Here is a 20,423-nt window from a genome sequence, read left to right as displayed (position 1 = left end):
ATACCCTGAAGCTCACCACTCACGCACCGTCCCCCATGGATGCCTGAAGAGAGTCCACCCAGCTTCTGAGGGAAACAAGCGCTTCGTGGCGGGTCATATCAATATGAACCGGCGTAAGCGAAACATATCCTTGCGAGACAGCGTGGAAGTCCGTTCCCGGCCCGGCATCGCCGCCTTTCCCCGCAGCACCGATCCAATAGCGCTCCTTGCCTCGCGGGCAGGTCATAGGAACAGCGCCCTCGGCGCGCTCCCGGTCACCCAGCCGGGTCACGCGGAACCCGGCGAGTTCTTCCCAGGGCACATCCGGCACATTCACATTCAGTATGGAGCGAGGCCCTAAAACAAAAGGACGCGGACTTTCCAGAAGCATGCGCACAACTCTGGCGGCCGTGTCGTAATGATTACGCCCGTCACTCACCAGAGAGACCGCAATGGCCGGCAACCCGAGATGGCGACCTTCCGTTGCGGCCGCTACAGTGCCGGAATAAATAATGTCATCACCCAGATTGGCGTGGGTATTGATTCCGGAGACCACACGATCGAAGGGCTCACGGAAAAGGCCGTTAACCGCAAGATGCACGCAGTCTGTAGGCGTACCGTCGACAGACCGGAACCCACTGAGATGCTGCTCAACCGTCAAGGGACGGTTGAGCGTCAGAGCGTTACTTGCTCCGCTGTGATCCCTGTCTGGCGCTACTACTTCAAGGTCACCAAGGCCTTTGAGGCCTTCGTAAAGTGCGATAAGCCCCGGTGAATGAACACCGTCATCGTTTGATAACAGAATACGCACAGTGCTCTCCAAAAAAGTGCTTTCCAATAAATTGCTAGCCGAAATTCGCTGGCCGTATTATTTGTTATGGTGGCTGAGGCTCATGTCCTCCAGCTCAAAAATATCACTCAAAATCGTGGTGGCGTACTGTCCTGGCTGCAGGAAAAAGTCCAGTTCCAAACCACCATCATCCAGCCAGGACCAGCTAAGGCCTTCTGGCATGGCAACCAAGGGGCGACGCTCGGGCTTCATTCGAGTCGTCATGAACAGTGATGCCAGTTCCGGGGTCTGTGCCACGGTGTCACGCTCACGCTGCCCGGCCTCGCTACTGGCACTTGTACCGCCATCACCCCATAAGGGGCCGGTTGCAGTCTCAGTTGGCTCGCCCGGCAGCGGTGTCCGCCAACTACCCTCGGCCACCCGTGACGCCAGGACTTCATTGAATAACCAGGAGCGGGCGGCCGAAAAGTACAATACGTTTTTCCGGCCATCTCTGCCACCGCCTGGCTTACCCCGCCCCCTGCGCTTGCCCTGACCTCCACGGCGATTCAGGGCCGAAGGGTCGATATGAATCGCACGATCCAGATTCCCACCCCCAAAACCGAAGCGCTGAGGACCGAAGTAATTCGGAGCACCCTGTATTTTCAGGCGTTCAAGCGCACTTTCGACGACATCACGGTCCGCGCTGATCTGCCGGAGCCTGATGGTAAAATGGTTCCCCTGATGGTCACCACGGCGAAGTTTTCTCACACTGCGACAGGCTGATTTCACCGGCCAACGCTCCGAGATCTGCGCGATCAATGCGGTGTCTTCTTCCATCATGCCGGGCCGATAAAGACTGAACCATTGGCTGGTAACCGCGTGGCGATCCTTTAGCCCGCAAAACCCCACATCAAAAGACCGACAGCCAGCAAGAGTAGCGAGTTCTCCCGCCACAAACTCCGTATTATCACCGGTTTTCTCCAGACGCAAACACAAATGCTCCCCTTCACCGGCAACGCCGGGAACACTGGATGGCTCCGCCTGCTCGGGGAACTCCTCCAGCACCTCACCGACCCGGAAGTCTTCCGGCGCGGTTTTCAGATGAGCGCTGGCTACCCGAGCGCCTGCGGATACAGGCCAGTCCAAACGCCAGTTTCCTGCACTGGCTTCCGCCTCACTCACGATGCCACCTGCTCAAGCAGACACACTGCCTGACAGGCAATGCCCTCACCACGGCCGGTAAAACCCAGTTTTTCGCTGGTGGTCGCCTTTACGCTCACACGGCTGGCCGGGATGCCCAGATCCTCAGCGATATTCAGGCGCATGACCTCGATGTGAGGCGCCATTTTTGGTGCCTGAGCGATGATCGTCGTGTCGACATTGAGAACGCCGAAGCCTTCCTCTGCCACCCGGGCCATGACCCGACGCAACAGATCACGGCTATCCGCACCAGCCCACTCGGCGCTGGTATCCGGGAACAAGTGGCCGATATCACCCAGGGCAACCGCTCCCAAAAGGGCATCCGCCAGAGCATGCAGCAATACATCGCCATCAGAGTGGGCTTTCAGACCCTGGCTATAAGGTATGGAGACACCGCCGAGAATAACGGCATCGCCCTCGCCGAAGGCATGAACATCAAAGCCCTGACCAATTCGCATAATCTACTCCGGGAAAATCCAGAAAACTCAAAACCGGCTGAGAATAAAGCCGGCAAGATCCAGGTCAGCGGGTACGGTAATCTTGATGTTATCCGGTCGACCTTCAACCAGAACGGGCATATTACCGGAAAACTCCATGGCAGAGGACTCATCTGTAACCGGCTGCGCCTCCTTCAGAGCCGTCTCCAGTGCCTCAATCAGCATGGAATAGCGGAACATCTGCGGCGTCAGCGCCCGCCATAACTGGCTTCGATCCACTGTTCCAACAACCTCTGGCAACTGACCCCGGTCTGCTTTTTTAAGCGTATCGGCAACCGGAGTCGCAAGAAGGCCACCCACAGGGTGATCAGACAGGGTCGAAACAAGATTCGCGAGATCGGATGGATGAACACAAGGACGGGCGGCATCATGAACCAATACCCAGTCGTCAGCCGCAACTTGTCCTGTCAGGGCATTTAGCGCTGCCAGAACAGAATCCGCCCTCTCGGCACCACCACTGCAGGTCTGGATACGATCGTCATTACTGGCGTCAGTACCCTGCCACCGATGATCAGCAGCATTCAGTGGAACCATGCAGCCAGTAAAGAGGCCGGAATCCAGCAGTCGTGAAAGCGTGATATCCAGAATAAAGCGGTTTTCGATACGGAGGTACTGCTTCGGACATTCAGCCTGCATGCGATGACCGACGCCGGCGGCGGGGACAATCAACCAGAAGTTAGAATGACTCATGAACGATTCGCACTTAGCTTGGAGAGTGGCGGGGAAGTGTCCGCTCAGTGCTCAACAACAAGAAAAAAGGTCTCATCATCGCGAATCAACCCAAGGTTCATCCGAGCCCGCTCTTCCACCGCGCCCTGCTCGTTACGAAGATTCCGCACCTCCGCGTAAAGGCGCTCATTGCGAGTGGACAGTTCGGAGTTCTCCTCACGCTGCTCAGCAATCGACTTCTCCAGCGTCCAGACCTGCGCAAAGCTGCCTTCCCCGGCCCACAGACGCACCTGCAGCAGGAGAATGAGAACAACCATGAAAGTCCAGAGCAACTTCATTAATACCGATTCCGTTCAGGAGGCAAGCGATCAAAAATCAAACACCGGGTTTTAAGTATAGACCTTAGAGTAGATTAGCAACAAATTCTTCTAACTGATTGGCCAAAAAGGCCATCATGACTGAATTTTCATTCAAAACACGACGGCCTTAACATTCTGTCACCTGAAACCCAGAGGGTTAAAGGCCAAAACGGAAGCTGTTTGTCTCAGCCTTGCCCCTTAATCTCGCTCAGGCCCCGATAAGGAGCCTTGCTGCCCAGCACCTCTTCAATACGCAGCAACTGGTTGTACTTGGCAACGCGGTCGGAGCGGCAAAGAGAGCCTGTCTTGATCTGGCCCGCACAGGTAGCAACGGCAAGATCTGCAATGGTTGTATCTTCAGTTTCACCAGAGCGGTGTGAAATCACCGCCGTAAACCCGGCATCCTGCGCCATCTTGATGGCATCCAGAGTCTCACTAAGGCTGCCAATCTGGTTGAACTTGATCAGAATGGAGTTAGCCACACCCGTGTCGATACCACGCTTGAGGATCTTGGTGTTAGTGACAAAAAGATCATCACCCACCAGCTGTACCTTACTGCCAATCTTGTCGGTCAACACCTTCCAGCCGTCCCAGTCGCTCTCGTCCATGCCGTCTTCAATGGACACAATGGGGTAACGCTCGGCCAGGCCCGCCAGGTAATCGGCAAAACCGGCAGAATCGAAGCTCTTCCCTTCGCCAGCCAATACGTACTGGCCATCTTTGTAGAATTCGGAGGCGGCGCAGTCCAAGGCCAGGGTAATGTCGGTGCCCAACTTGTAACCGGCTTTTTCAACGGCTTCCTTGATAATCGCCAGAGCCGCTTCGTTAGACGGCAGGTTGGGAGCAAAACCGCCCTCATCACCCACTGCAGTGTTCAGACCCTGCGCCTTCAGCACTTTTTTCAGGCTATGGAAGATCTCGGCACCGATGCGCAAAGCTTCCGCAAAACTCTTGGCAGCAACGGGCTGCACCATGAACTCCTGGATATCTACGTTGTTATCCGCGTGCTCACCACCGTTCAGAATGTTCATCATCGGCACAGGCATACTGAACTTACCGGAGGTGCCGTTAATATCGGCAATGTGCTCGTAAAGCGGCTTACCCAAAGATTTCGCTGCGGCTTTCGCGGCGGCCAATGACACGGCCAGAATGGCATTCGCGCCCAGATTGGCTTTGTTCTCGGTACCATCCAGCTCCAGCATGATGTTGTCCAGCCCACGCTGGTCAGCCGCATCTTTGCCTTTCAGTGCATCACAAATCCTGGTGTCAATGGCCTCAACTGCCTTGAGCACGCCCTTACCGAGGTAACGGGAGGCATCACCATCGCGCAGCTCCAGCGCTTCCCGAGAACCTGTAGAGGCGCCGGACGGAGCACAAGCACGGCCAAGAGTTCCATCTTCCAGGATCACGTCCGCTTCTACCGTGGGGTTACCACGAGAATCCAGAACCTCACGGGCTTTAATATTGGCAATCTTGGTCATTCTAAGGAGTCTCCAAGTTTTCAATTACAAAGGTCATTAACAAAAGTCTGATCAAGCGCAGGACTAAAACACGAACACCGCCAATCAGGCGGTGTCGATAGGTTTAAAACTCTTCACAAGGTCGTCAACGGCTTTCACTCGCTGCAGAAAAGGCTCCAACTGGCTTAATCGCAGCGCACAGGGGCCATCGCACTTGGCCTCATCCGGGTTCGGGTGGGCCTCCAGAAACAGCCCCGCCAACCCCTGAGACATGCCGGCCAGTGCCAGATCAGTCACCTGGGCACGGCGGCCACCGGCAGAATCTGAGCGGCCGCCCGGCATCTGCAGCGAATGGGTTACATCAAACATCACCGGCACATTCATGGACTTCATGATGCCAAAGCCGAGCATGTCGACCACAAGGTTGTTGTACCCGAAGCTGTTACCCCGCTCACACAATATCACCCTGTCGTTTCCGGCCTCTGCAAACTTGGTGATGATGTGCTTCATCTCCTGCGGCGCCAGAAACTGGGCTTTCTTGATATTGATCGCCGCGCCGGTTTCCGCCATGGCAACCACCAGATCAGTCTGGCGGCTCAGAAAAGCTGGCAACTGGATGATGTCACAAACCACTGCAGCAGGCGCCGCCTGACCCGGTTCATGAACATCAGCAATAATCGGAACGCCGTACTTGCTTTTGATATCGGCCAGTATCTGCAGGCCTTTATCCAGCCCCGGCCCCCGGAACGAGTGCACCGAAGACCGGTTAGCCTTGTCAAAAGACGCCTTGAACACGTAAGGAATGCCCAGTTTGCGGCAAACTTCAACGTAGCTTTCCGCAACCTCGAACGCCAGCTCCCGGGATTCCAGAACGTTCATACCACCAAACAGCACAAACGGGTTGTGGTTGGCAATATCGATATCAGCAACAGTAACGGTACTCTGAGCCATCATCAGGATTCCTTACGTTTTGCCAATGCCGCTTCCACAAAACCCTTGAACAGCGGGTGACCGTCGCGGGGCGTGGAGGTAAATTCCGGGTGGAATTGGCAAGCCACAAACCAAGGATGGTCGGCAACCTCTACCACTTCTACCAGCTTGCCATCGGTGGAACGACCGGTAACCTGCAGGCCTGCCGCTTCCATTTGCGGCAGGAAGTGGTTGTTCACCTCGTAGCGATGACGATGGCGCTCACGTATGGTTTTTCTGCCGTAGCAGTTAGCGATATTGGAACCCTCTGTCAGCACGCAATCCTGAGCACCCAGGCGCATGGTTCCGCCAAGATCCGATTCGTCTGTGCGCTCTTCGCGCTCTCCGGTCGCATCCAGCCACTCGGTAATCAGGCCAATCACAGGCTCCGGTGTGTGCTCGCGAAATTCGGTGCTGTGAGCATTGACCAGGCCGGCTTTGTTGCGGGCGTATTCAATAACCGCCACTTGCATACCCAGGCAAATACCCAGGTAAGGAACTTTATTTTCACGGGCGTACTGTACGGTGCGGATCTTGCCCTCTACGCCGCGTTCGCCAAAGCCGCCAGGAACCAGGATCGCATCCGCACTCTCAAGCACTTGAGTACCGTCGCGCTCAATGTCTTCTGAATCAATGTAATTCATCTTGACCTTGGTACGGGTCTTGATGCCCGCATGGAGCAGAGATTCGATCAGCGACTTATAGGCCTCGAGGAGTTCCATGTACTTGCCGACCATGGCAATCGTCACTTCGTGCTCCGGGTTCATCAGTGATTCGACGACATTATCCCATTCACTCAGATCCGCCTCGCGTGCATCAAGATTGAAGCGCTCAATAACCAACTGATCCAGACCATGCTCGTGTAGCATGCGAGGAATAGCGTATATGGATTTGGCATCACGCATCGGAATGACAGCACGCTCTTCCACGTTCGTGAACAGCGCGATCTTCCGTCGGGAGCTGACATCCACTTCATGGTCGGAGCGACACAGCAGAATGTCAGGCTGCAAACCGATAGAGCGCATTTCCTTCACGGAATGCTGGGTCGGTTTGGTCTTGATTTCGCCGGCAGTAGCGATGTAGGGCACCAGTGTCAGGTGCATGAACAGCGCGCGGGAGGAACCCACTTCAACCTTCAGCTGGCGACAGGCCTCCAGGAAAGGCAAGGATTCAATATCACCAACGGTACCACCCACTTCAACCAGAGCCACATCCGCACCGGCTGCGCCTTCAACGACACGGCGTTTGATCTCGTCGGTGATGTGGGGAATAACCTGTACGGTCCCACCAAGATAATCACCGCGGCGTTCTTTGCGGATAACCTCTTCGTATACACGACCGGCCGTGAAATTATTACGGCGGCTCATCGGCGTACGGATGAAGCGCTCGTAGTGGCCAAGGTCGAGGTCGGTTTCAGCGCCGTCTTCGGTGACAAAGACTTCACCGTGCTGGAACGGGCTCATGGTACCCGGGTCAACGTTGATGTAAGGGTCCAGCTTGAGGATAGTGACCTTCAGGCCGCGTGCCTCAAGAATCGCTGCCAGTGAAGCCGATGCGATTCCTTTCCCCAGTGAGGACACAACACCGCCGGTGACGAAAATATAACGCGTCATGCAGATTCCATGATTATCAGGTTCTGTGAAGGAGGGAGATTGTCATCTCAAGATGGGACGCCAGACTACCAGAAAGCCCTAAACGACTCAATCACAATCCCGCTCTACAATCAGCCGCCAGCCTGCCGCAGGGGCGCTTCCGCAGTATCGTTCAGAACACCATAAATCGCCAATGGCGATCAGATCTTTCTCACCCTCTACATCCCCGAAAATCAGGGGCAGACGGCCCCTTTGCCAAGGCGGAACAGCCTTTTCCTGAAGCCATTTTTTAAGCAATTTTGAGGGTCCGCTCGCGTAAAAACGGATGCGTTCCCCACCCTGCCTCGTACATATTCGTATTGGCGGCACATCAGTTTTCGCGGTGGATCCTGGTATCAGCCGGATCGTCCACTCGCCCCAGTCTACTGTCTCGCCAGGTTCGAGGGTTACAGGCTCTTCCGGCAAAGCATCCATTTCGGAGACCAGGTGAAGCTCGCCCTGAAAACGCCGCAAGCTAAAGCCGTCTGCCCGCAACTCAGGAGACCGATCCTCTGCAGCCTGCAATAAATCATGCAGTATCTGTGACCAGTTGCTGATTGAAGGGGGCTGATATCCCGAGCGCCGGATCCACCAGCGCAGAAGGTTTTTCTGTTCTGCAAGAGAAAGCGCACTCAGCCCTGCGACCGGCAGACGACGTCTATGTGCCCCCAAGACCTGCCACTGCAATTCCGCCAGCTGCTGGTTCAGAAAATCGCTTTCCGAACAGGCGCCCGCACTGTATCGCAAGCGCTGATTCAGGCCAGGCCAGCGCCCTTTGAGCGCCGGCAGAATACTGAGACGGAGGAAGTTGCGATCAAACCGCTGATCTGAATTGCTGGGATCATCAACCCATGAAAGCCCTGCTCGATGAGCATAGTGCTCAAGCTCCGATCGCTCAAAGCATAGTAATGGCCGGGCAAGGCGGCCAGCACCCAGCGGGCGGCTTTCGGGCATACCGGCAAGGCCGGCAACACCGCTACCACGGAACATGCGGAAAAGAACGGTTTCGGCCTGATCATCACTGTGATGGGCCATCAGCAGAATATCGCCAGACTCAAGAAGCGCTTCAAAGGCCTTATAACGAGCCTTGCGGGCACCTTCCTCAAGGCCTTCACCTGGGCCAGCACCCCGTTTGACCGACACCGGCTGAACCACAAGAGGCACCGCCAACCCGGCACACAATTCGCGGCAGAAGTCTTCCGTCTCGCCGGCATTGGCCTGAAGCTGATGATTGATATGCACCGCCCGCACTCCCGGATGGCAGAGCGCGGCAAGGTGCAGAAGAAGGGTAGAATCCAGACCGCCGCTGAGTGCAACCCAAAGCCGCCGGTAGCCAGAAATGGCCTTCACCGGCGCACTCAAAGCCTCCGGAAAGGCATACCCTGGTGCGGGCTTAGCGCCCGGTATCATAGCGGGTTAACCGCTCATACCGCCGGGATACCAGCTCATCCAGAGGCAGGCGACTGAGCTCTGCCAGACCGTTTGCAAGAGTTTCACGCAAGGCTTCAGACGTTTTTTCGGGGTTGCGGTGGGCACCACCAAGAGACTCGGAAATGACGTTGTCAGCCAGCCCGAGATCCTTCAGACGGTCCGCAGTCACACCCATGGCCTCAGCCGCCAGAGAAGCGTACTCGGCACTTTTCCAGAGAATGGACGCGCAACCTTCCGGCGATATGACCGCATAGGTCGAATACTGCAGCATATTTAACTGGTCGCATACGCCTATGGCCAGTGCACCGCCCGAACCACCTTCACCGATTACGGTAGAAATGATCGGCGTCTTGAGCCGTGACATGACCGCCAGATTGAAGGCAATAGCCTCACTCTGACCGCGTTCTTCTGCACCGATGCCGGGATAGGCGCCCGGGGTGTCTATAAACGTGAGAATGGGCATTCTGAAGCGCTCTGCCATTTCCATCAGACGCAGGGCCTTACGATAACCTTCCGGGCGCGGCATGCCAAAATTGCGCTTGACCTTATCCCGCACTTCGCGGCCTTTCTGGTGGCCGATAATCATCACGGGCCTGTCGTTCAACCGCGCGGTGCCGCCCACAATGGCCTGGTCGTCTGCATATCGACGATCACCGTGAAGCTCATCGAAATCTTCAAAAATCATTTCGATGTAATCCAGCGTATAGGGGCGCCGAGGGTGCCGCGCAAGCCGGGCAACGTCCCAGGGATGCAGATCCGAGAATATACTTTCGGTCAGGCTGACACTTTTCTTTTTCAGCCGGGTAATTTCATCAGAAATGTTGATGTCGGTGTCGTTGCCCACCATACGAAGCTCTTCAATCTTGGCTTCAAGGTCGGCAATCGGCTGTTCGAAATCCAGATAATTAGGGTTCATGATGTTCCATCATTTGTTGCCAGGCGGGACAACACTCCGCCAACACAGAATTTGGGACAAAGATAGCAGCGCCCGGTTCATGGCTAAAGCGGACATTGGTATGAGTCCGTAATCTGACAAATATTTAATCTACCATGCAACACTTTGCCTTCGTCAATTAATCATAGACCAGTTCCACGCACTGGTCGCCCATCAGGTATCTCAACTCCAGCAGCAGATTGTCGTCCGGCTGCACCCGCCAGGCTTCTCCGAGTTCAATCCGGGTGCTGGCTTCCTGGCTGCTGTATTCGATCCATACGGGACTGCCCTCGCAGCGAAACGGCCTTAGCGTGCTGTCGATCTTATCCAGCAGGCCATTCTGCAGCTGGTCAGCGTGCAGGTTCAGTTTCAGGCCTTTGCTGAACTGTTTTCGGGCTCCAGGCACATCCATTACCGAGCTAACACGCATTTTCATTTGCCCGGAGTAATCATCGTGGCTCACTTGGCCTTCAACCACAATTACCTGATCTGATTGCAGTAGCTCCCGGTTCTCGAAGAAAGCTTCGGAAAACAGTGTGGCTTCAATTCGCGCGCTCCGGTCATCCAGTGTAATGAAGCACATGGTGGAACCCGTGCGCGTTTTCATGGTTCGCTGTGCAACCACCAATCCGGCAACCCGTTGCGGTGATTTGCCGGGCTTGAGATCGGAAATGGGTGAGCGTACAAAACGCCGGACTTCCCGCTCGTATTCATCAAACGGGTGCCCTGTCAGATACAACCCCAGGGTGTCTTTTTCACCTTTCAGGCGTTGTTTCTCAGGCCATTCCCGCACATCGGCTACGTCTGCGTAGGGGTCTCCACCGTCACTGGCTTCCAGCATTTCGCCAAACATATCAGTCATGCCCACGGATTCATTACGCGACTGCTGACCTGCCTGCTGAACTGCTTTTGCAATACTTCCCATAAGCTGGGCGCGGCTGGCACCGAGCTTGTCCATGGCGCCGGAACGGATAAGGGCTTCCATGGCCCGCTTGTTGATTTTTTTGAGATCAACTTTGCGGCAGAAGTCGAAAATATCTCGGTAGGGCTCACCGCTGACACGGCCTTCCACGATGGCCTGAATCGGGCCTTCACCCAACCCCTTAATCGCGCCAAGGCCGTACACAACCTGGCCTTCATCGTTAACGGTAAAGGTATATTCCGACCGGCTTACATCTGGCAACACCAGGTCCAGCTTAAGGTTGCGGCACTCCTCCACCAGCGTGACTACTTTGTCCGTGTTCTGCATATCCGCGGTCAGTACCGCAGCCATGAACTCGGCGGTGTAGTGCGCCTTCAGCCACAGAGTCTGATAGGACACCAGTGCGTAAGCGGCAGAGTGGGATTTGTTGAAGCCGTAACCCGCGAACTTCTCCACCAGGTCGAAGATATTTTCCGCAAGCGTTTTGTTGATCCCGTTATTCTCACAGCCATCCAGGAAAAACTGCTTCTGTTTGGCCATTTCTTCAGGTTTTTTCTTACCCATGGCCCGCCGGAGCATGTCCGCATTGCCCAGGGTATAGCCAGCCATCACCTGAGCAATCTTCATAACCTGCTCTTGGTAGAGGATAACCCCATAGGTGGGCCCCAGAACCGGTTTCAGGCCATCGTACTGGTAATCCGGATGCGGGTAGGATATCGGCTGTTTGCCATGCTTCCGATCGATAAAGTCATCAACCATGCCCGACTGCAGGGGCCCGGGGCGAAACAGGGCCACCAGGGCGATCATGTCTTCCAGGGAGTCCGGCTGCAGACGGCGGATCAGGTCTTTCATGCCGCGGGATTCGAGCTGGAATACGGCGGTGGTTTCAGCCTTTTTGAGCATCACGAATGAGGCCGGGTCAGCCAGCGGAATTTCGCTGATGTCCAGCGGCGCCAAGCCGCGACTTTCCCGCCGCGGGTTAATCATTTTCAGCGCCCAGTCGATGATGGTCAGCGTTCGTAGGCCAAGAAAGTCGAACTTCACCAGCCCCGCATCTTCCACATCATTTTTGTCGAACTGGGTAACAAGGCTACCGCCTTCATCATCGCAGTACAGCGGCGAGAAATCGGTTATTTTGGTAGGCGCAATGACCACACCACCAGCGTGTTTACCGGCGTTCCGGCAAACACCCTCAAGCTTTAGAGCCATTTCCCAGATTTCCTGGGCTTCTTCATCCTGCGCCAGGAACTCCTTGAGCGCTGGTTCCTGCTCAATGGCGTTGCTCAGCGTTATCCCCACTTCGAAGGGAATCATTTTGGACAGTTTGTCTGCAAGACCGTAGGACTTGCCCTGGACCCGGGCAACGTCCCGCACCACAGCTTTGGCGGCCATGGTTCCGAAGGTAATGATCTGGGAAACCGCTTCCCGGCCGTACTTTTCGGCGACATATGCAATAACGCGATCCCGCCCTTCCATGCAGAAGTCGACGTCAAAGTCGGGCATGGATACCCGCTCAGGGTTCAGGAAGCGCTCGAACAGAAGATCGTACTCCAGCGGATCCAGATCCGTAATGAGCTGGGAATAGGCTACCAGCGAGCCGGCACCGGAACCACGACCCGGCCCCACCGGCACGCCGTTGTTCTTGGCCCACTTGATGAAGTCCATTACGATCAGGAAGTAGCCGGGGAATCCCATCTGAATGATGATGTCCAGCTCAAAATTCAGCCGCTTATAATAGGCTTCGCGCTTGCTGTCGTAATCGGGATCGTCCTTGGGAAGAGTTTTTGCCAGGCGACCTTCTAACCCTTCCTCCGATACCTGGCGGAAGTAGTCGTCCATGGTCATGCCTTCGGGCACAGGGTAATTGGGCAGGAAGTACTCACCCATACGCACGGTCACCGAGCAGCGCCGCGCTATCTCTACGGTGTTCTGAACAGCTTCAGGAATATCACTGAATAATTCGATCATCTCCTCCGCGCTGCGGAGGTATTGCTGATCGCTGAAACGACGATCACGGCGTGGATCGTCCAGCGCCCGGCTTTCCCCGATGCAGACCCGGGCCTCATGGGCTTCGAAGTCGTCGGCCTCAAGAAAGTGGACGTCATTGGTGGCAACCACGGGGAGCCCGAGACTCTCCGCAAGCTCAACGCTCATGTGCAGGCAGTCCTCATCTCCCGGGCGGCCGGTTCGCTGTAGCTCAAGGTAGTAAGAATCCGGATACAGGTTCATCCAGTACTCGGCCCGGGCTTTTGCCAGCTCAGGCTTGCCCGCCAGCAATGCCTTGCACACGTCGCCCATTTTGGCGCCAGACATGGCAATCAGGCCGCCAGGCCTGCTTTCCAGCCACCGGCGCTGCACAATCGGCTTGCCGTAGCGTTGTCCTTCGGTATACCCAAGGGAAACTATCTCTGTGAGGTTGAGGTAACCGTCATTATCCCGGGCCAGCAGCGTCAGCCGGAACGGGTTTTCCGGTTCGTCCGGGTTCTCCAACCAGAGATCCGCGCCAATGACAGGCTTTACACCTGCGCCGGTTGTCGCCTTATAAAACCGAACCAGCGAGAACATGTTGGACTGCTCTGTAAGGCCCACGGCCGGCATTCCCAGTTCCACAACGCGTTTGACCAGCGGTTTAACACGAACAAGGCCGTCCACCATGGAATATTCGGAGTGCACGCGAAGGTGTACAAAAGTCTGCGACATAACGTCAGGTCGTTCCTGCATGTATATTCGTTAGGGGGCTGAAAGAGAGTGCTTGAAAGAGCCCGCGGCATTCAGCCGCCAATCAATGCCCGTATATCTTCTTCCGTCTGCGGACCAAAGCGAGCCTCCATAAGGTCCCCGTCAGGGTTCACGATGAAGGTAGCTGGCAACGCAACCGGGAGTTGCCAGTCAAATTCCGGCCCCGGGTCCTGAGCAAGCATGGTGTAATCAATGCCCATGCGCTTACCGAGATCCACCAAAGCGTCGCCCCTCACATCGTCAAAATTTACCCCGAGTACAGTAATATCCGGCGCCTTGTCGAGCTCGTTAAGCTCCGGAATTTCCTCGAGGCAGGGTTTGCACCATTCCGCCCAGTAGTTAACCAGCACCCACTGACCGCGCAGGTCATCCCATGCGAGTTTCGGGCCTTCAGCCCGTTCCAGTTCAACCTTCTGACAACCCACCAGTAAAGCCATCAAAACCAACGCACCTGCAATGGCTGCCCTCCGGGGTAACCGAGGGATGACAGGGTTCTGCACGAGAAAACCTCCTGTTAGACTGCGGACCACAACACCAATAGTTGCAGCATCCATTTCAACAAACAGGCACGAAGATGACAGAACCCATCCAGATTTTCCACAACCCCCGTTGTTCAAAATCCCGCCAGACTCTTGAGTTGCTGACAGAGCGGGGTATAGAGCCAGAAATTATACGCTACTTGGAAACGCCGCCAACAGAGCAGGAACTTTCAGACATTCTTGAAACGCTCGGCCGCCAGCCCCGAGAACTGATGCGGATCGGCGAAAATGAATACAAGGAACTTGGCCTGGACAACCCGGACCTGAGTCGCGCGCAGCTGATTGCTGCTATGGTAGCAACCCCGAAACTGATTGAGCGGCCGATTGTGCTCGCCAACGGCAAAGCCGCCCTTGGCCGGCCACCGGAAAACGTTCTGACGATTCTCTGATTTTACGACCGCTGACTGAGAGAAACCGACATGCCCGAGCAACAGCCCTACATTCTGATTCTCTACTACAGCCGCAACGGGCAGACTGCAGAAATGGCCAGCCAGATAGGCCGGGGTGTTGCAAGAGTTACCGGCATTGAAGCAAAATTGCGCTCCGTTCCTGTTGTATCGCCAGATACAGAAGTCTCTCTGCCACAGGTTCCGGATGCGGGCGCTCCCTATGCCAGCAAGTCTGACCTGGCCAACTGTGCCGGCCTGGCCATCGGCAGCCCGACCCGGTTCGGCAATATGGCGGCACCTCTCAAGCACTTTCTGGACACCACCGGTGATCTCTGGCTCAGTGGAGCTCTGGTTGGCAAACCGGCGGGGGCATTTACCTCAACCGGAAGCCTGCATGGAGGCCAGGAAACTACGCTGCTGACCATGATGATGCCACTGTTTCACCACGGCATGGTGTTGTGTGGCCTGCCCTACACAGATCAAAACCTGAGTAAAACCGCAACCGGGGGCACACCTTATGGCCCCTCGCACTGGGCCGGAACCGCTGAACAGCAGCCCCTGAGTAAACATGAAAAGGCGCTCTGTCAGCTCTTTGGCGAACGCCTGGCAAAGCTGGCACTAAGATTGGCAGACTGACACGAACACAGCCGCGCAACGTAAAGCTCTTTATACATTTTTGGAATCCGACCATGCTACATAACCCCAAAGCCCGGCACACCGCACGCGCAACCCAGTTTCTTTACCTGGCCGTTCTGGCTGCCCTACTGATTACAACCTTTTACCCTGCACCGGTCGAAGGGGTTTCGATAGTGCTGATACTTTCAGTCAAACTGATTCCGCTGCTGGCGTTAGCAATACCGGTCTTCCGGGGCAACAATCGTGGCTATATCTGGCTGGCCTTCGTGGTGATCTTTTACTTCACTCAGGGGGTGGTTTCTGCCTGGCTTAGCGAGGGAGCGCCAGGCCCGGTTGTTGTGACGTTACTCACCTTCCTGTTGTTTACCATGGCGATGGTTCACCTTAAGGTGAATCGGCCAGTTACAGGCTGAAATGCTCCAGCACCGGAAAGTGACACCTTATGCCCGAGTCCGATAAAACAGCGCAGCCATCGCGACCACCCGCACCGCCACGGAGCACCCTGACTCTGCGGGACATCTGCACGGCACTGATCAGCGATGGCGAAATCAGCCAGGACAACGCAGAGCGGGTGCTCTCTGCCAACCTCGGGGTTGCCAGCAATCGGGCGGCAAAGCGTCACCCGCTGGAACTGGTGGCGATCGCTGCACTAACCAGTGAAAAAAGCGGAAAAACTCTGGATCTCGACCGGCTGACACAATGGCTGGCAGACTGGGCGGATCAGCCCTATTACCACATTGATCCGTTGAAAATAGATACACCTGCGATTGCCCGGGTCATGTCTTACGCATTCGCCCAGCGTCACGGTATTCTGGCTGTAGAGATCGGGCAGGAAGAAATCCTGGTAGCCAGCGCCGAACCCTTCAAAAAAGACTGGGAGGGCAACCTGCGCCAGGCAGTGCGCAAAGATATCCGCCGGGTAGTAGCGAACCCGGAAGATATCCGCCGCTACTCCGTCGAGTTTTACCAACTCGCAAACTCCGTCAATAAAGCCAGTGGGGGCCAGACATCGGGCAATAGCGCCGGCCACCAGAATCTGGAGCAACTACTGGATTTGGGCGCCAGTGACAGCGCAGATGCCAACGACCAGCATGTTGTGCGCATTGTCGACTGGCTATTGCAGTACGCGTTTGATCAGCGCGCATCCGACATTCATATTGAGCCAAGGCGCACGCTGACACATATCCGTTTCCGGATTGATGGCGTGTTGCACAGTGTTTATGAGTTTCCGGAACACGTGGGCATGGCCATTACCAGCCGACTTAAGATTCTGGGACGGCTGAACGTCGCTGAAAAGCGACGGCCGCAGGATGGTCGCCTGAAAACCCGCAAACCCGACAACCGCGAAGTGGAACTGCGCCTGGCCACCATGCCGACGGCGTTCGGGGAAAAAATGGTGATGCGGATATTTGATCCGGATGTACTGTTGAAATCCTATGAACAGCTGGGGTTCAGCCGCGAAGACCGGGAGCGCTGGCAAGAGGCAACCTCAAAGCCGCACGGAATTGTGCTGGTAACCGGCCCCACTGGCTCCGGCAAGACGACAACCCTGTATTCCACACTGAAACAGATCGCTTCTACCGAGCTGAATGTCTGCACCATCGAAGATCCCATCGAGATGGTTGAGCCAGCGTTCAACCAGATGCAGGTCCAGACAAATATCGACCTGACCTTTGCTACCGGTGTCCGGGCTCTGCTGAGACAGGATCCGGACATCATCATGATTGGCGAAATCCGCGATCGGGAAACCGCCGAAATGGCGGTGCAGGCAGCACTGACCGGGCACCTTGTGCTCTCCACACTGCACACAAACGATGCACCAAGCGCTCTGACCCGGATGATGGAACTGGGCATCCCACCCTACCTGATTCGCGCAACCATACTGGGAGTTATGGCCCAGCGCCTGGTTCGCACTCTGTGCCCACACTGCAAAGCCCCGGCCCCCGTTGACATCCAGGCCTGGCAGACTCTGACCAAGCCCTGGAAAGCTCCGCCGCCAAAACAGTTCCACCAACCTGTAGGCTGCCTGGAATGTCGTAATACCGGTTACCTTGGCCGTGCGGGTGTGTATGAAATCATGACACTTTCAGGCGCGCTAACGAGCCAGATCACCGATCACTGTGAACTGGAACAGCTGCGGTTGGACGCCTACCGGGAGGGCATGAAGTCACTGCGGTTAAGCGGCGCACAGAAAGTAGCCAGCGGCCTGACCACCGTTGAAGAAATCCTCAGGGTAACGCCGGAAAGCCAGCGTTGACGGCGGGGGGAGGGGGCAAATTGAAGCCTATGCGCCGGGCCGCAACCCACACTGCTCAAGCAGCGCCTGCCAGCCTTTGGTATGGGTCTCAATGGCCTTATCCAGGCTCGCCCACACGCTTTTGTTCCCTTCCAGAGCCAGCACTGACTGATACCACCCCTCGAATTGCTCAGGCATTGAGCCAGCCTGCATAACCGCCAACTCGGATAATGGTTCTATCAGATCGGTACGGGCACGCCGCAGGTCAGCCAGATAGGGCTGAATTTTTCCGATGTAGATACTGAAGAACATACCCTGAACAATATCAGACTGGCTATTGGGTTTGCCGTTGAGGCACAGTGGACGACCCTCCAGCCGCTGGCGGATGAGGCGGGCGGCATCACCGAGACGGGTAGTCACAAGCCGGGCACTGTTGATCAGCTGGCCTGCCAGGTATTCCGCCTGCCAGCGCTGATGTACCTTGCCCCAGAAAACCAGGTCCACATCAAGGCTTTGCTCAAGAAGCGCGCCCACTGCTTTGTTTAACTGGCGCACATCCCGGGCAAGATCCGAGAGCGGATCTTTAGCCTCTACCGGATACTCACCCTTAGCCTGCGTGAACAGTGTTTCCACCTCCTCCACGCCCCAGGTTGCGTTCCAGATAGCAATTGGCAGTGATTCACGCTTGCTGGCGATGGCCTCCCGCAGTAAAGCTTTAAGCTTCTCTTCGTCTACCGTTTCCAGGCACTCGCCGGCGGTGCGAATAAAGCGAACTTCATAGCGCAGGCGATTAAGGGGCTGCATCACCTTGCCCATGACGGAGTTTTTCTCGCCAACCACGTATTGCAGCTCACAACCATAGAGCGACAGGAAGTCCAGCATGCCCAGCTCCAGATCAGGCATCTGCAGCACCCGGTTACGACGCCTCGGCATCAGCTCTGCAGCAGGAATCTCCGAAAGCTCTGGCTCTAAGTCCAGCACCCGGCCAACCCGCTCCACGTATTCGTCCATCATTGGGCGGGCATCTGAAAACGGGTTGCAACCCGCCAGCAGAAACACAATCGCGCCGGAGATAAGCAGTCTGGCTAATGAAGTTCCTGACATGATTACCTCCTGGCGCCAGCCGACTGGCGAACGGCTACCGCTTTTGCAGCAGAGCGTCCACTTCTGCAAAATTCCGGGCCACAAAACGCTCGGTTTCCGGCAGTTCCCCGTCCCGGATAAGCCAGGCAGTTTTGATGCCGGCGGCCTCAGCGGCCTCCAACTCGGCTTCAACATCTGACAGGAACAGAAGCGTTCCTGCGTCTACACCAAGCTCACTTAGAATATTGCGATAGGCTTCCGGTTCTTTCTTGCCGCCAATCCGGGTATCAAAATAACCGGAGAAAAACGGCGTGAAATCGCCCTCCGTGGTAAAACCAAAAATCAGCTTCTGAGCTTTAACCGAGCCTGATGAGTAAACATACAAACGCAGGCCACGATCGTGCCAGTACTGCAGATACTGTGCGGCATCTTCGTATATATGACCTTTAAGCTCGCCCTGCTGATAACCCTGCTCCCAGACCATTCCCTGAAGCGCTTTGAGCGGCGTCGCCTTGCGGTCTTCACGAATCCAGGCCTGGAGCGTTTTAATCAGCGCTTCGACATCCCCGCGGTCTGTCCCGGACTCTTCTGCCACCAGGTCAAGCTGCTCTGAAACCTCAGGGGTTTCCTGCTGTTCGCGGACAAACGCCGGCAGGTGCTCAGCTGCGTAGGGAAACAATACATCGTGCACAAAGGATATGGAGCTGGTTGTGCCCTCAATATCTGTAAGAATCACGCGGATCATACGGCCGCACCTTCCAGCTCCTCAAAACGCGGCAAGCGCCCGGCAATATCCTCTCCGGTAAAATCCGCTACCCAGCCTTCGGGATTGGTAAACAGGCGAATGCAGGTAAACTCCGGTTCGGGGCCCATATCAAACCAGTGCCGGGTGCCTTCGGGCACGCTGATCAGGTCGTTTTTCTGACACTGAACCGCAAAGACCTGGTCGCCAAGATGCAGATAGAATATGCCCTGCCCGCGCACGAAAAAGCGCACCTCGTCTTCGCTGTGGGTGTGCTCATCCAGAAACTTCTGGCGGAAAACGTCTTTCTGGGGGTTATCCGGATTGAGACTCACCACATCGGCAGTCTGAAAACCGTTCTCGGCCTTCAGCTTCGCAATCTCGCTGCTGTAGGCTTCCAGAATCTGTTCCGGAGCCGCATCCGCCGGCAGCTCCTGCGTTGACCAACGCTCAAAGCGGATACCTTTGCTTTCCAGCAACCGGCCGATTTCTGCGGCGTCATCCGTTACCGTCCTGGCTGCGTCCGGATTATGTGCGTCAAAAATACTCAGAGTCGTCATGGGCGAACCCTCATGGTTGCAAGTTCACATTCAAACAAAAATTCAAAGGCTTCCACATGCCGCAGGCAATCAGCCATGGTTTTGCCCCAGGTATACAGCCCGTGCCCGCGGATCAGGTAGCCAGGCTGCGCCGGGTGCTCGAGGAACCATTCCCGGGTTTCCCGGGCGAGCGCTTCAATGTCCTGGGTGTTTTCGAAAACCGGAACCGTCGTAGTTGAATCGTGGGTCTCAGTGCCGTCGAACGCTTTTTGCAGTTCATAGCCTTCAAACTCCAAGCGTTCACCCGCCGGCAAAAGCCGGCTTAACACCGTCGCGTTAACTGAATGTGTATGAAGAATGGCACCAACATCAGGAAAAACCTGATACAACGCCGTGTGTAACAAGGTTTCCGCAGAGGCGCGGCAGTCACTTTGCACCGGCTTACCCTGAAGATCGACCACCATGACATCACCCACACCCAGCTGTCCCTTATGGCGGCCGGATACCGTAATAGCAACGTGTTCATTGTCTATACGGGCAGAATAGTTGCTGCTTGTGGCCGGAGACCAGCCGCGTCCGTAAAGAAAACGCCCTGCATCCACAATATCTTCGGCAACAACAGCATATCGGCTTACATCAAACACGGTTTATCTTCCAACAGGTGAGGAGCATGGCTCAAGGGCTGTTCGTAAATGAT

Annotated in this window: 20 protein-coding genes; 4 read left to right on the top strand and 16 right to left on the bottom strand. The window is 55.8% G+C overall.

Translation table 11 applies throughout. The features are described 5' to 3' along the window. Nucleotides 1-19 precede the first annotated feature (19 nt). The 12 genes from surE to BUA49_RS11480 all read right to left on the bottom strand — a co-directional run bounded on the left by surE (nucleotide 20) and on the right by BUA49_RS11480 (nucleotide 13,999). A complete protein-coding gene (gene surE, locus BUA49_RS11535; protein ID WP_072797916.1) occupies nucleotides 20-790 on the bottom strand; it encodes a 5'/3'-nucleotidase SurE in 771 nt (256 codons plus the stop codon). A gap of 57 nt (nucleotides 791-847) precedes the next feature. After that, complete coding sequence (gene truD, locus BUA49_RS11530) at nucleotides 848-1,933, bottom strand: tRNA pseudouridine(13) synthase TruD (RefSeq protein ID WP_072797915.1); 1,086 nt, start codon at nucleotides 1,931-1,933, stop codon at nucleotides 848-850. Next, a complete protein-coding gene (gene ispF / locus BUA49_RS11525) occupies nucleotides 1,930-2,409 on the bottom strand; it encodes a 2-C-methyl-D-erythritol 2,4-cyclodiphosphate synthase (protein WP_072797913.1) in 480 nt (159 codons plus the stop codon). The genes truD and ispF overlap by 4 nt, the downstream gene beginning before the upstream one ends. 27 nt (nucleotides 2,410-2,436) lie before the next feature. Continuing rightward, nucleotides 2,437-3,138 carry a 2-C-methyl-D-erythritol 4-phosphate cytidylyltransferase gene (gene ispD, locus BUA49_RS11520; protein ID WP_072797911.1) on the bottom strand — a complete coding sequence of 234 codons (702 nt, stop codon included), beginning with the start codon at nucleotides 3,136-3,138 and terminating at the stop codon, nucleotides 2,437-2,439. 44 nt (nucleotides 3,139-3,182) lie between these two features. Further along, a complete protein-coding gene (locus tag BUA49_RS11515; RefSeq protein ID WP_072797909.1) occupies nucleotides 3,183-3,455 on the bottom strand; it encodes a septum formation initiator family protein in 273 nt (90 codons plus the stop codon). Between the two features lie 206 nt (nucleotides 3,456-3,661). Beyond that, on the bottom strand, nucleotides 3,662-4,957 hold the full coding sequence (gene eno, locus BUA49_RS11510) for a phosphopyruvate hydratase (protein ID WP_072797907.1): 1,296 nt from the start codon (nucleotides 4,955-4,957) through the stop codon (nucleotides 3,662-3,664). An 84-nt stretch (nucleotides 4,958-5,041) separates the two neighbouring features. After that, entirely contained in the window at nucleotides 5,042-5,887 is an 846-nt protein-coding gene (kdsA, locus tag BUA49_RS11505) for a 3-deoxy-8-phosphooctulonate synthase (protein ID WP_072798639.1), read from the bottom strand. Nucleotides 5,888-5,889: 2 nt separating this feature from the next. After that, entirely contained in the window at nucleotides 5,890-7,518 is a 1,629-nt protein-coding gene (locus BUA49_RS11500) for a CTP synthase (protein ID WP_072797905.1), read from the bottom strand. 87 nt (nucleotides 7,519-7,605) lie between these two features. Further along, nucleotides 7,606-8,946: a tRNA lysidine(34) synthetase TilS gene (gene tilS, locus BUA49_RS11495; RefSeq protein WP_072797904.1), complete on the bottom strand. Its 1,341-nt coding sequence runs from the start codon at nucleotides 8,944-8,946 to the stop codon at nucleotides 7,606-7,608. Further along, a complete protein-coding gene (gene accA / locus BUA49_RS11490) occupies nucleotides 8,930-9,883 on the bottom strand; it encodes an acetyl-CoA carboxylase carboxyl transferase subunit alpha (RefSeq protein ID WP_072797903.1) in 954 nt (317 codons plus the stop codon). Before accA ends, tilS begins: the two co-directional genes overlap by 17 nt. Nucleotides 9,884-10,040: 157 nt before the next feature. Continuing rightward, a complete protein-coding gene (gene dnaE, locus BUA49_RS11485; protein WP_072797901.1) occupies nucleotides 10,041-13,523 on the bottom strand; it encodes a DNA polymerase III subunit alpha in 3,483 nt (1,160 codons plus the stop codon). A gap of 71 nt (nucleotides 13,524-13,594) precedes the next feature. Next, complete coding sequence (locus BUA49_RS11480) at nucleotides 13,595-13,999, bottom strand: TlpA family protein disulfide reductase (protein ID WP_175547593.1); 405 nt, start codon at nucleotides 13,997-13,999, stop codon at nucleotides 13,595-13,597. Nucleotides 14,000-14,136: 137 nt separating this feature from the next. Here BUA49_RS11480 and arsC point away from each other — a divergent pair, with 137 nt between their 5' ends. Genes arsC through BUA49_RS11460 form a run of 4 tightly spaced genes read left to right on the top strand, consistent with a single transcriptional unit; the run spans nucleotide 14,137 to nucleotide 17,383 of the window. Next, nucleotides 14,137-14,490, top strand: coding sequence for an arsenate reductase (glutaredoxin) (gene arsC, locus BUA49_RS11475; RefSeq protein ID WP_072797897.1), 354 nt, complete (start codon nucleotides 14,137-14,139; stop codon nucleotides 14,488-14,490). 30 nt (nucleotides 14,491-14,520) lie between these two features. Continuing rightward, entirely contained in the window at nucleotides 14,521-15,126 is a 606-nt protein-coding gene (gene wrbA, locus BUA49_RS11470; protein WP_072797895.1) for an NAD(P)H:quinone oxidoreductase, read from the top strand. 53 nt (nucleotides 15,127-15,179) lie between these two features. Next, nucleotides 15,180-15,539 carry a DUF2069 domain-containing protein gene (locus BUA49_RS11465; RefSeq protein ID WP_072797894.1) on the top strand — a complete coding sequence of 120 codons (360 nt, stop codon included), beginning with the start codon at nucleotides 15,180-15,182 and terminating at the stop codon, nucleotides 15,537-15,539. Nucleotides 15,540-15,568: 29 nt separating this feature from the next. Next, on the top strand, nucleotides 15,569-17,383 hold the full coding sequence (locus BUA49_RS11460; RefSeq protein WP_072797893.1) for a GspE/PulE family protein: 1,815 nt from the start codon (nucleotides 15,569-15,571) through the stop codon (nucleotides 17,381-17,383). 27 nt (nucleotides 17,384-17,410) lie between these two features. Here the strand turns inward: BUA49_RS11460 and BUA49_RS11455 are convergent, their stop codons facing one another. The 4 genes from BUA49_RS11455 to BUA49_RS11440 are packed head-to-tail and all read right to left on the bottom strand — an operon-like array spanning nucleotide 17,411 to nucleotide 20,370. Continuing rightward, complete coding sequence (locus tag BUA49_RS11455) at nucleotides 17,411-18,466, bottom strand: DUF3080 domain-containing protein (protein ID WP_072797892.1); 1,056 nt, start codon at nucleotides 18,464-18,466, stop codon at nucleotides 17,411-17,413. 34 nt (nucleotides 18,467-18,500) lie between these two features. Further along, nucleotides 18,501-19,190, bottom strand: coding sequence for an acireductone synthase (mtnC, locus tag BUA49_RS11450; protein WP_072797891.1), 690 nt, complete (start codon nucleotides 19,188-19,190; stop codon nucleotides 18,501-18,503). Next, nucleotides 19,187-19,747: a 1,2-dihydroxy-3-keto-5-methylthiopentene dioxygenase gene (locus BUA49_RS11445; protein ID WP_072797890.1), complete on the bottom strand. Its 561-nt coding sequence runs from the start codon at nucleotides 19,745-19,747 to the stop codon at nucleotides 19,187-19,189. Before BUA49_RS11445 ends, mtnC begins: the two co-directional genes overlap by 4 nt. Continuing rightward, a complete protein-coding gene (locus tag BUA49_RS11440) occupies nucleotides 19,744-20,370 on the bottom strand; it encodes a methylthioribulose 1-phosphate dehydratase (RefSeq protein WP_072797889.1) in 627 nt (208 codons plus the stop codon). Before BUA49_RS11440 ends, BUA49_RS11445 begins: the two co-directional genes overlap by 4 nt. Nucleotides 20,371-20,423 lie beyond the last annotated feature (53 nt).

This window comes from Marinobacter antarcticus, assembly GCF_900142385.1.
GTDB lineage: Bacteria > Pseudomonadota > Gammaproteobacteria > Pseudomonadales > Oleiphilaceae > Marinobacter > Marinobacter antarcticus.
Note: the sequence above shows the minus strand (reverse complement) of the source record. Positions and strands in the feature narration are given on the sequence as shown.

What these genes read in the sequence shown, in the direction of transcription:
- accA (WP_072797903.1), bottom strand. Translation starts at nt 9,883, where the DNA reads ATGAACCCTAATTATCTGGATTTCGAACAGCCGATTGCCGACCTTGAA.
- ispD (WP_072797911.1), bottom strand. Translation starts at nt 3,138, where the DNA reads ATGAGTCATTCTAACTTCTGGTTGATTGTCCCCGCCGCCGGCGTCGGT.
- BUA49_RS11465 (WP_072797894.1), top strand. Translation starts at nt 15,180, where the DNA reads ATGCTACATAACCCCAAAGCCCGGCACACCGCACGCGCAACCCAGTTT.
- BUA49_RS11445 (WP_072797890.1), bottom strand. Translation starts at nt 19,747, where the DNA reads ATGACGACTCTGAGTATTTTTGACGCACATAATCCGGACGCAGCCAGG.
- BUA49_RS11460 (WP_072797893.1), top strand. Translation starts at nt 15,569, where the DNA reads ATGCCCGAGTCCGATAAAACAGCGCAGCCATCGCGACCACCCGCACCG.
- tilS (WP_072797904.1), bottom strand. Translation starts at nt 8,946, where the DNA reads ATGATACCGGGCGCTAAGCCCGCACCAGGGTATGCCTTTCCGGAGGCT.
- BUA49_RS11455 (WP_072797892.1), bottom strand. Translation starts at nt 18,466, where the DNA reads ATGTCAGGAACTTCATTAGCCAGACTGCTTATCTCCGGCGCGATTGTG.
- kdsA (WP_072798639.1), bottom strand. Translation starts at nt 5,887, where the DNA reads ATGGCTCAGAGTACCGTTACTGTTGCTGATATCGATATTGCCAACCAC.
- eno (WP_072797907.1), bottom strand. Translation starts at nt 4,957, where the DNA reads ATGACCAAGATTGCCAATATTAAAGCCCGTGAGGTTCTGGATTCTCGT.
- BUA49_RS11480 (WP_175547593.1), bottom strand. Translation starts at nt 13,999, where the DNA reads ATGGCTTTACTGGTGGGTTGTCAGAAGGTTGAACTGGAACGGGCTGAA.
- ispF (WP_072797913.1), bottom strand. Translation starts at nt 2,409, where the DNA reads ATGCGAATTGGTCAGGGCTTTGATGTTCATGCCTTCGGCGAGGGCGAT.
- mtnC (WP_072797891.1), bottom strand. Translation starts at nt 19,190, where the DNA reads ATGATCCGCGTGATTCTTACAGATATTGAGGGCACAACCAGCTCCATA.
- arsC (WP_072797897.1), top strand. Translation starts at nt 14,137, where the DNA reads ATGACAGAACCCATCCAGATTTTCCACAACCCCCGTTGTTCAAAATCC.
- BUA49_RS11500 (WP_072797905.1), bottom strand. Translation starts at nt 7,518, where the DNA reads ATGACGCGTTATATTTTCGTCACCGGCGGTGTTGTGTCCTCACTGGGG.
- wrbA (WP_072797895.1), top strand. Translation starts at nt 14,521, where the DNA reads ATGCCCGAGCAACAGCCCTACATTCTGATTCTCTACTACAGCCGCAAC.
- BUA49_RS11515 (WP_072797909.1), bottom strand. Translation starts at nt 3,455, where the DNA reads ATGAAGTTGCTCTGGACTTTCATGGTTGTTCTCATTCTCCTGCTGCAG.
- dnaE (WP_072797901.1), bottom strand. Translation starts at nt 13,523, where the DNA reads ATGTCGCAGACTTTTGTACACCTTCGCGTGCACTCCGAATATTCCATG.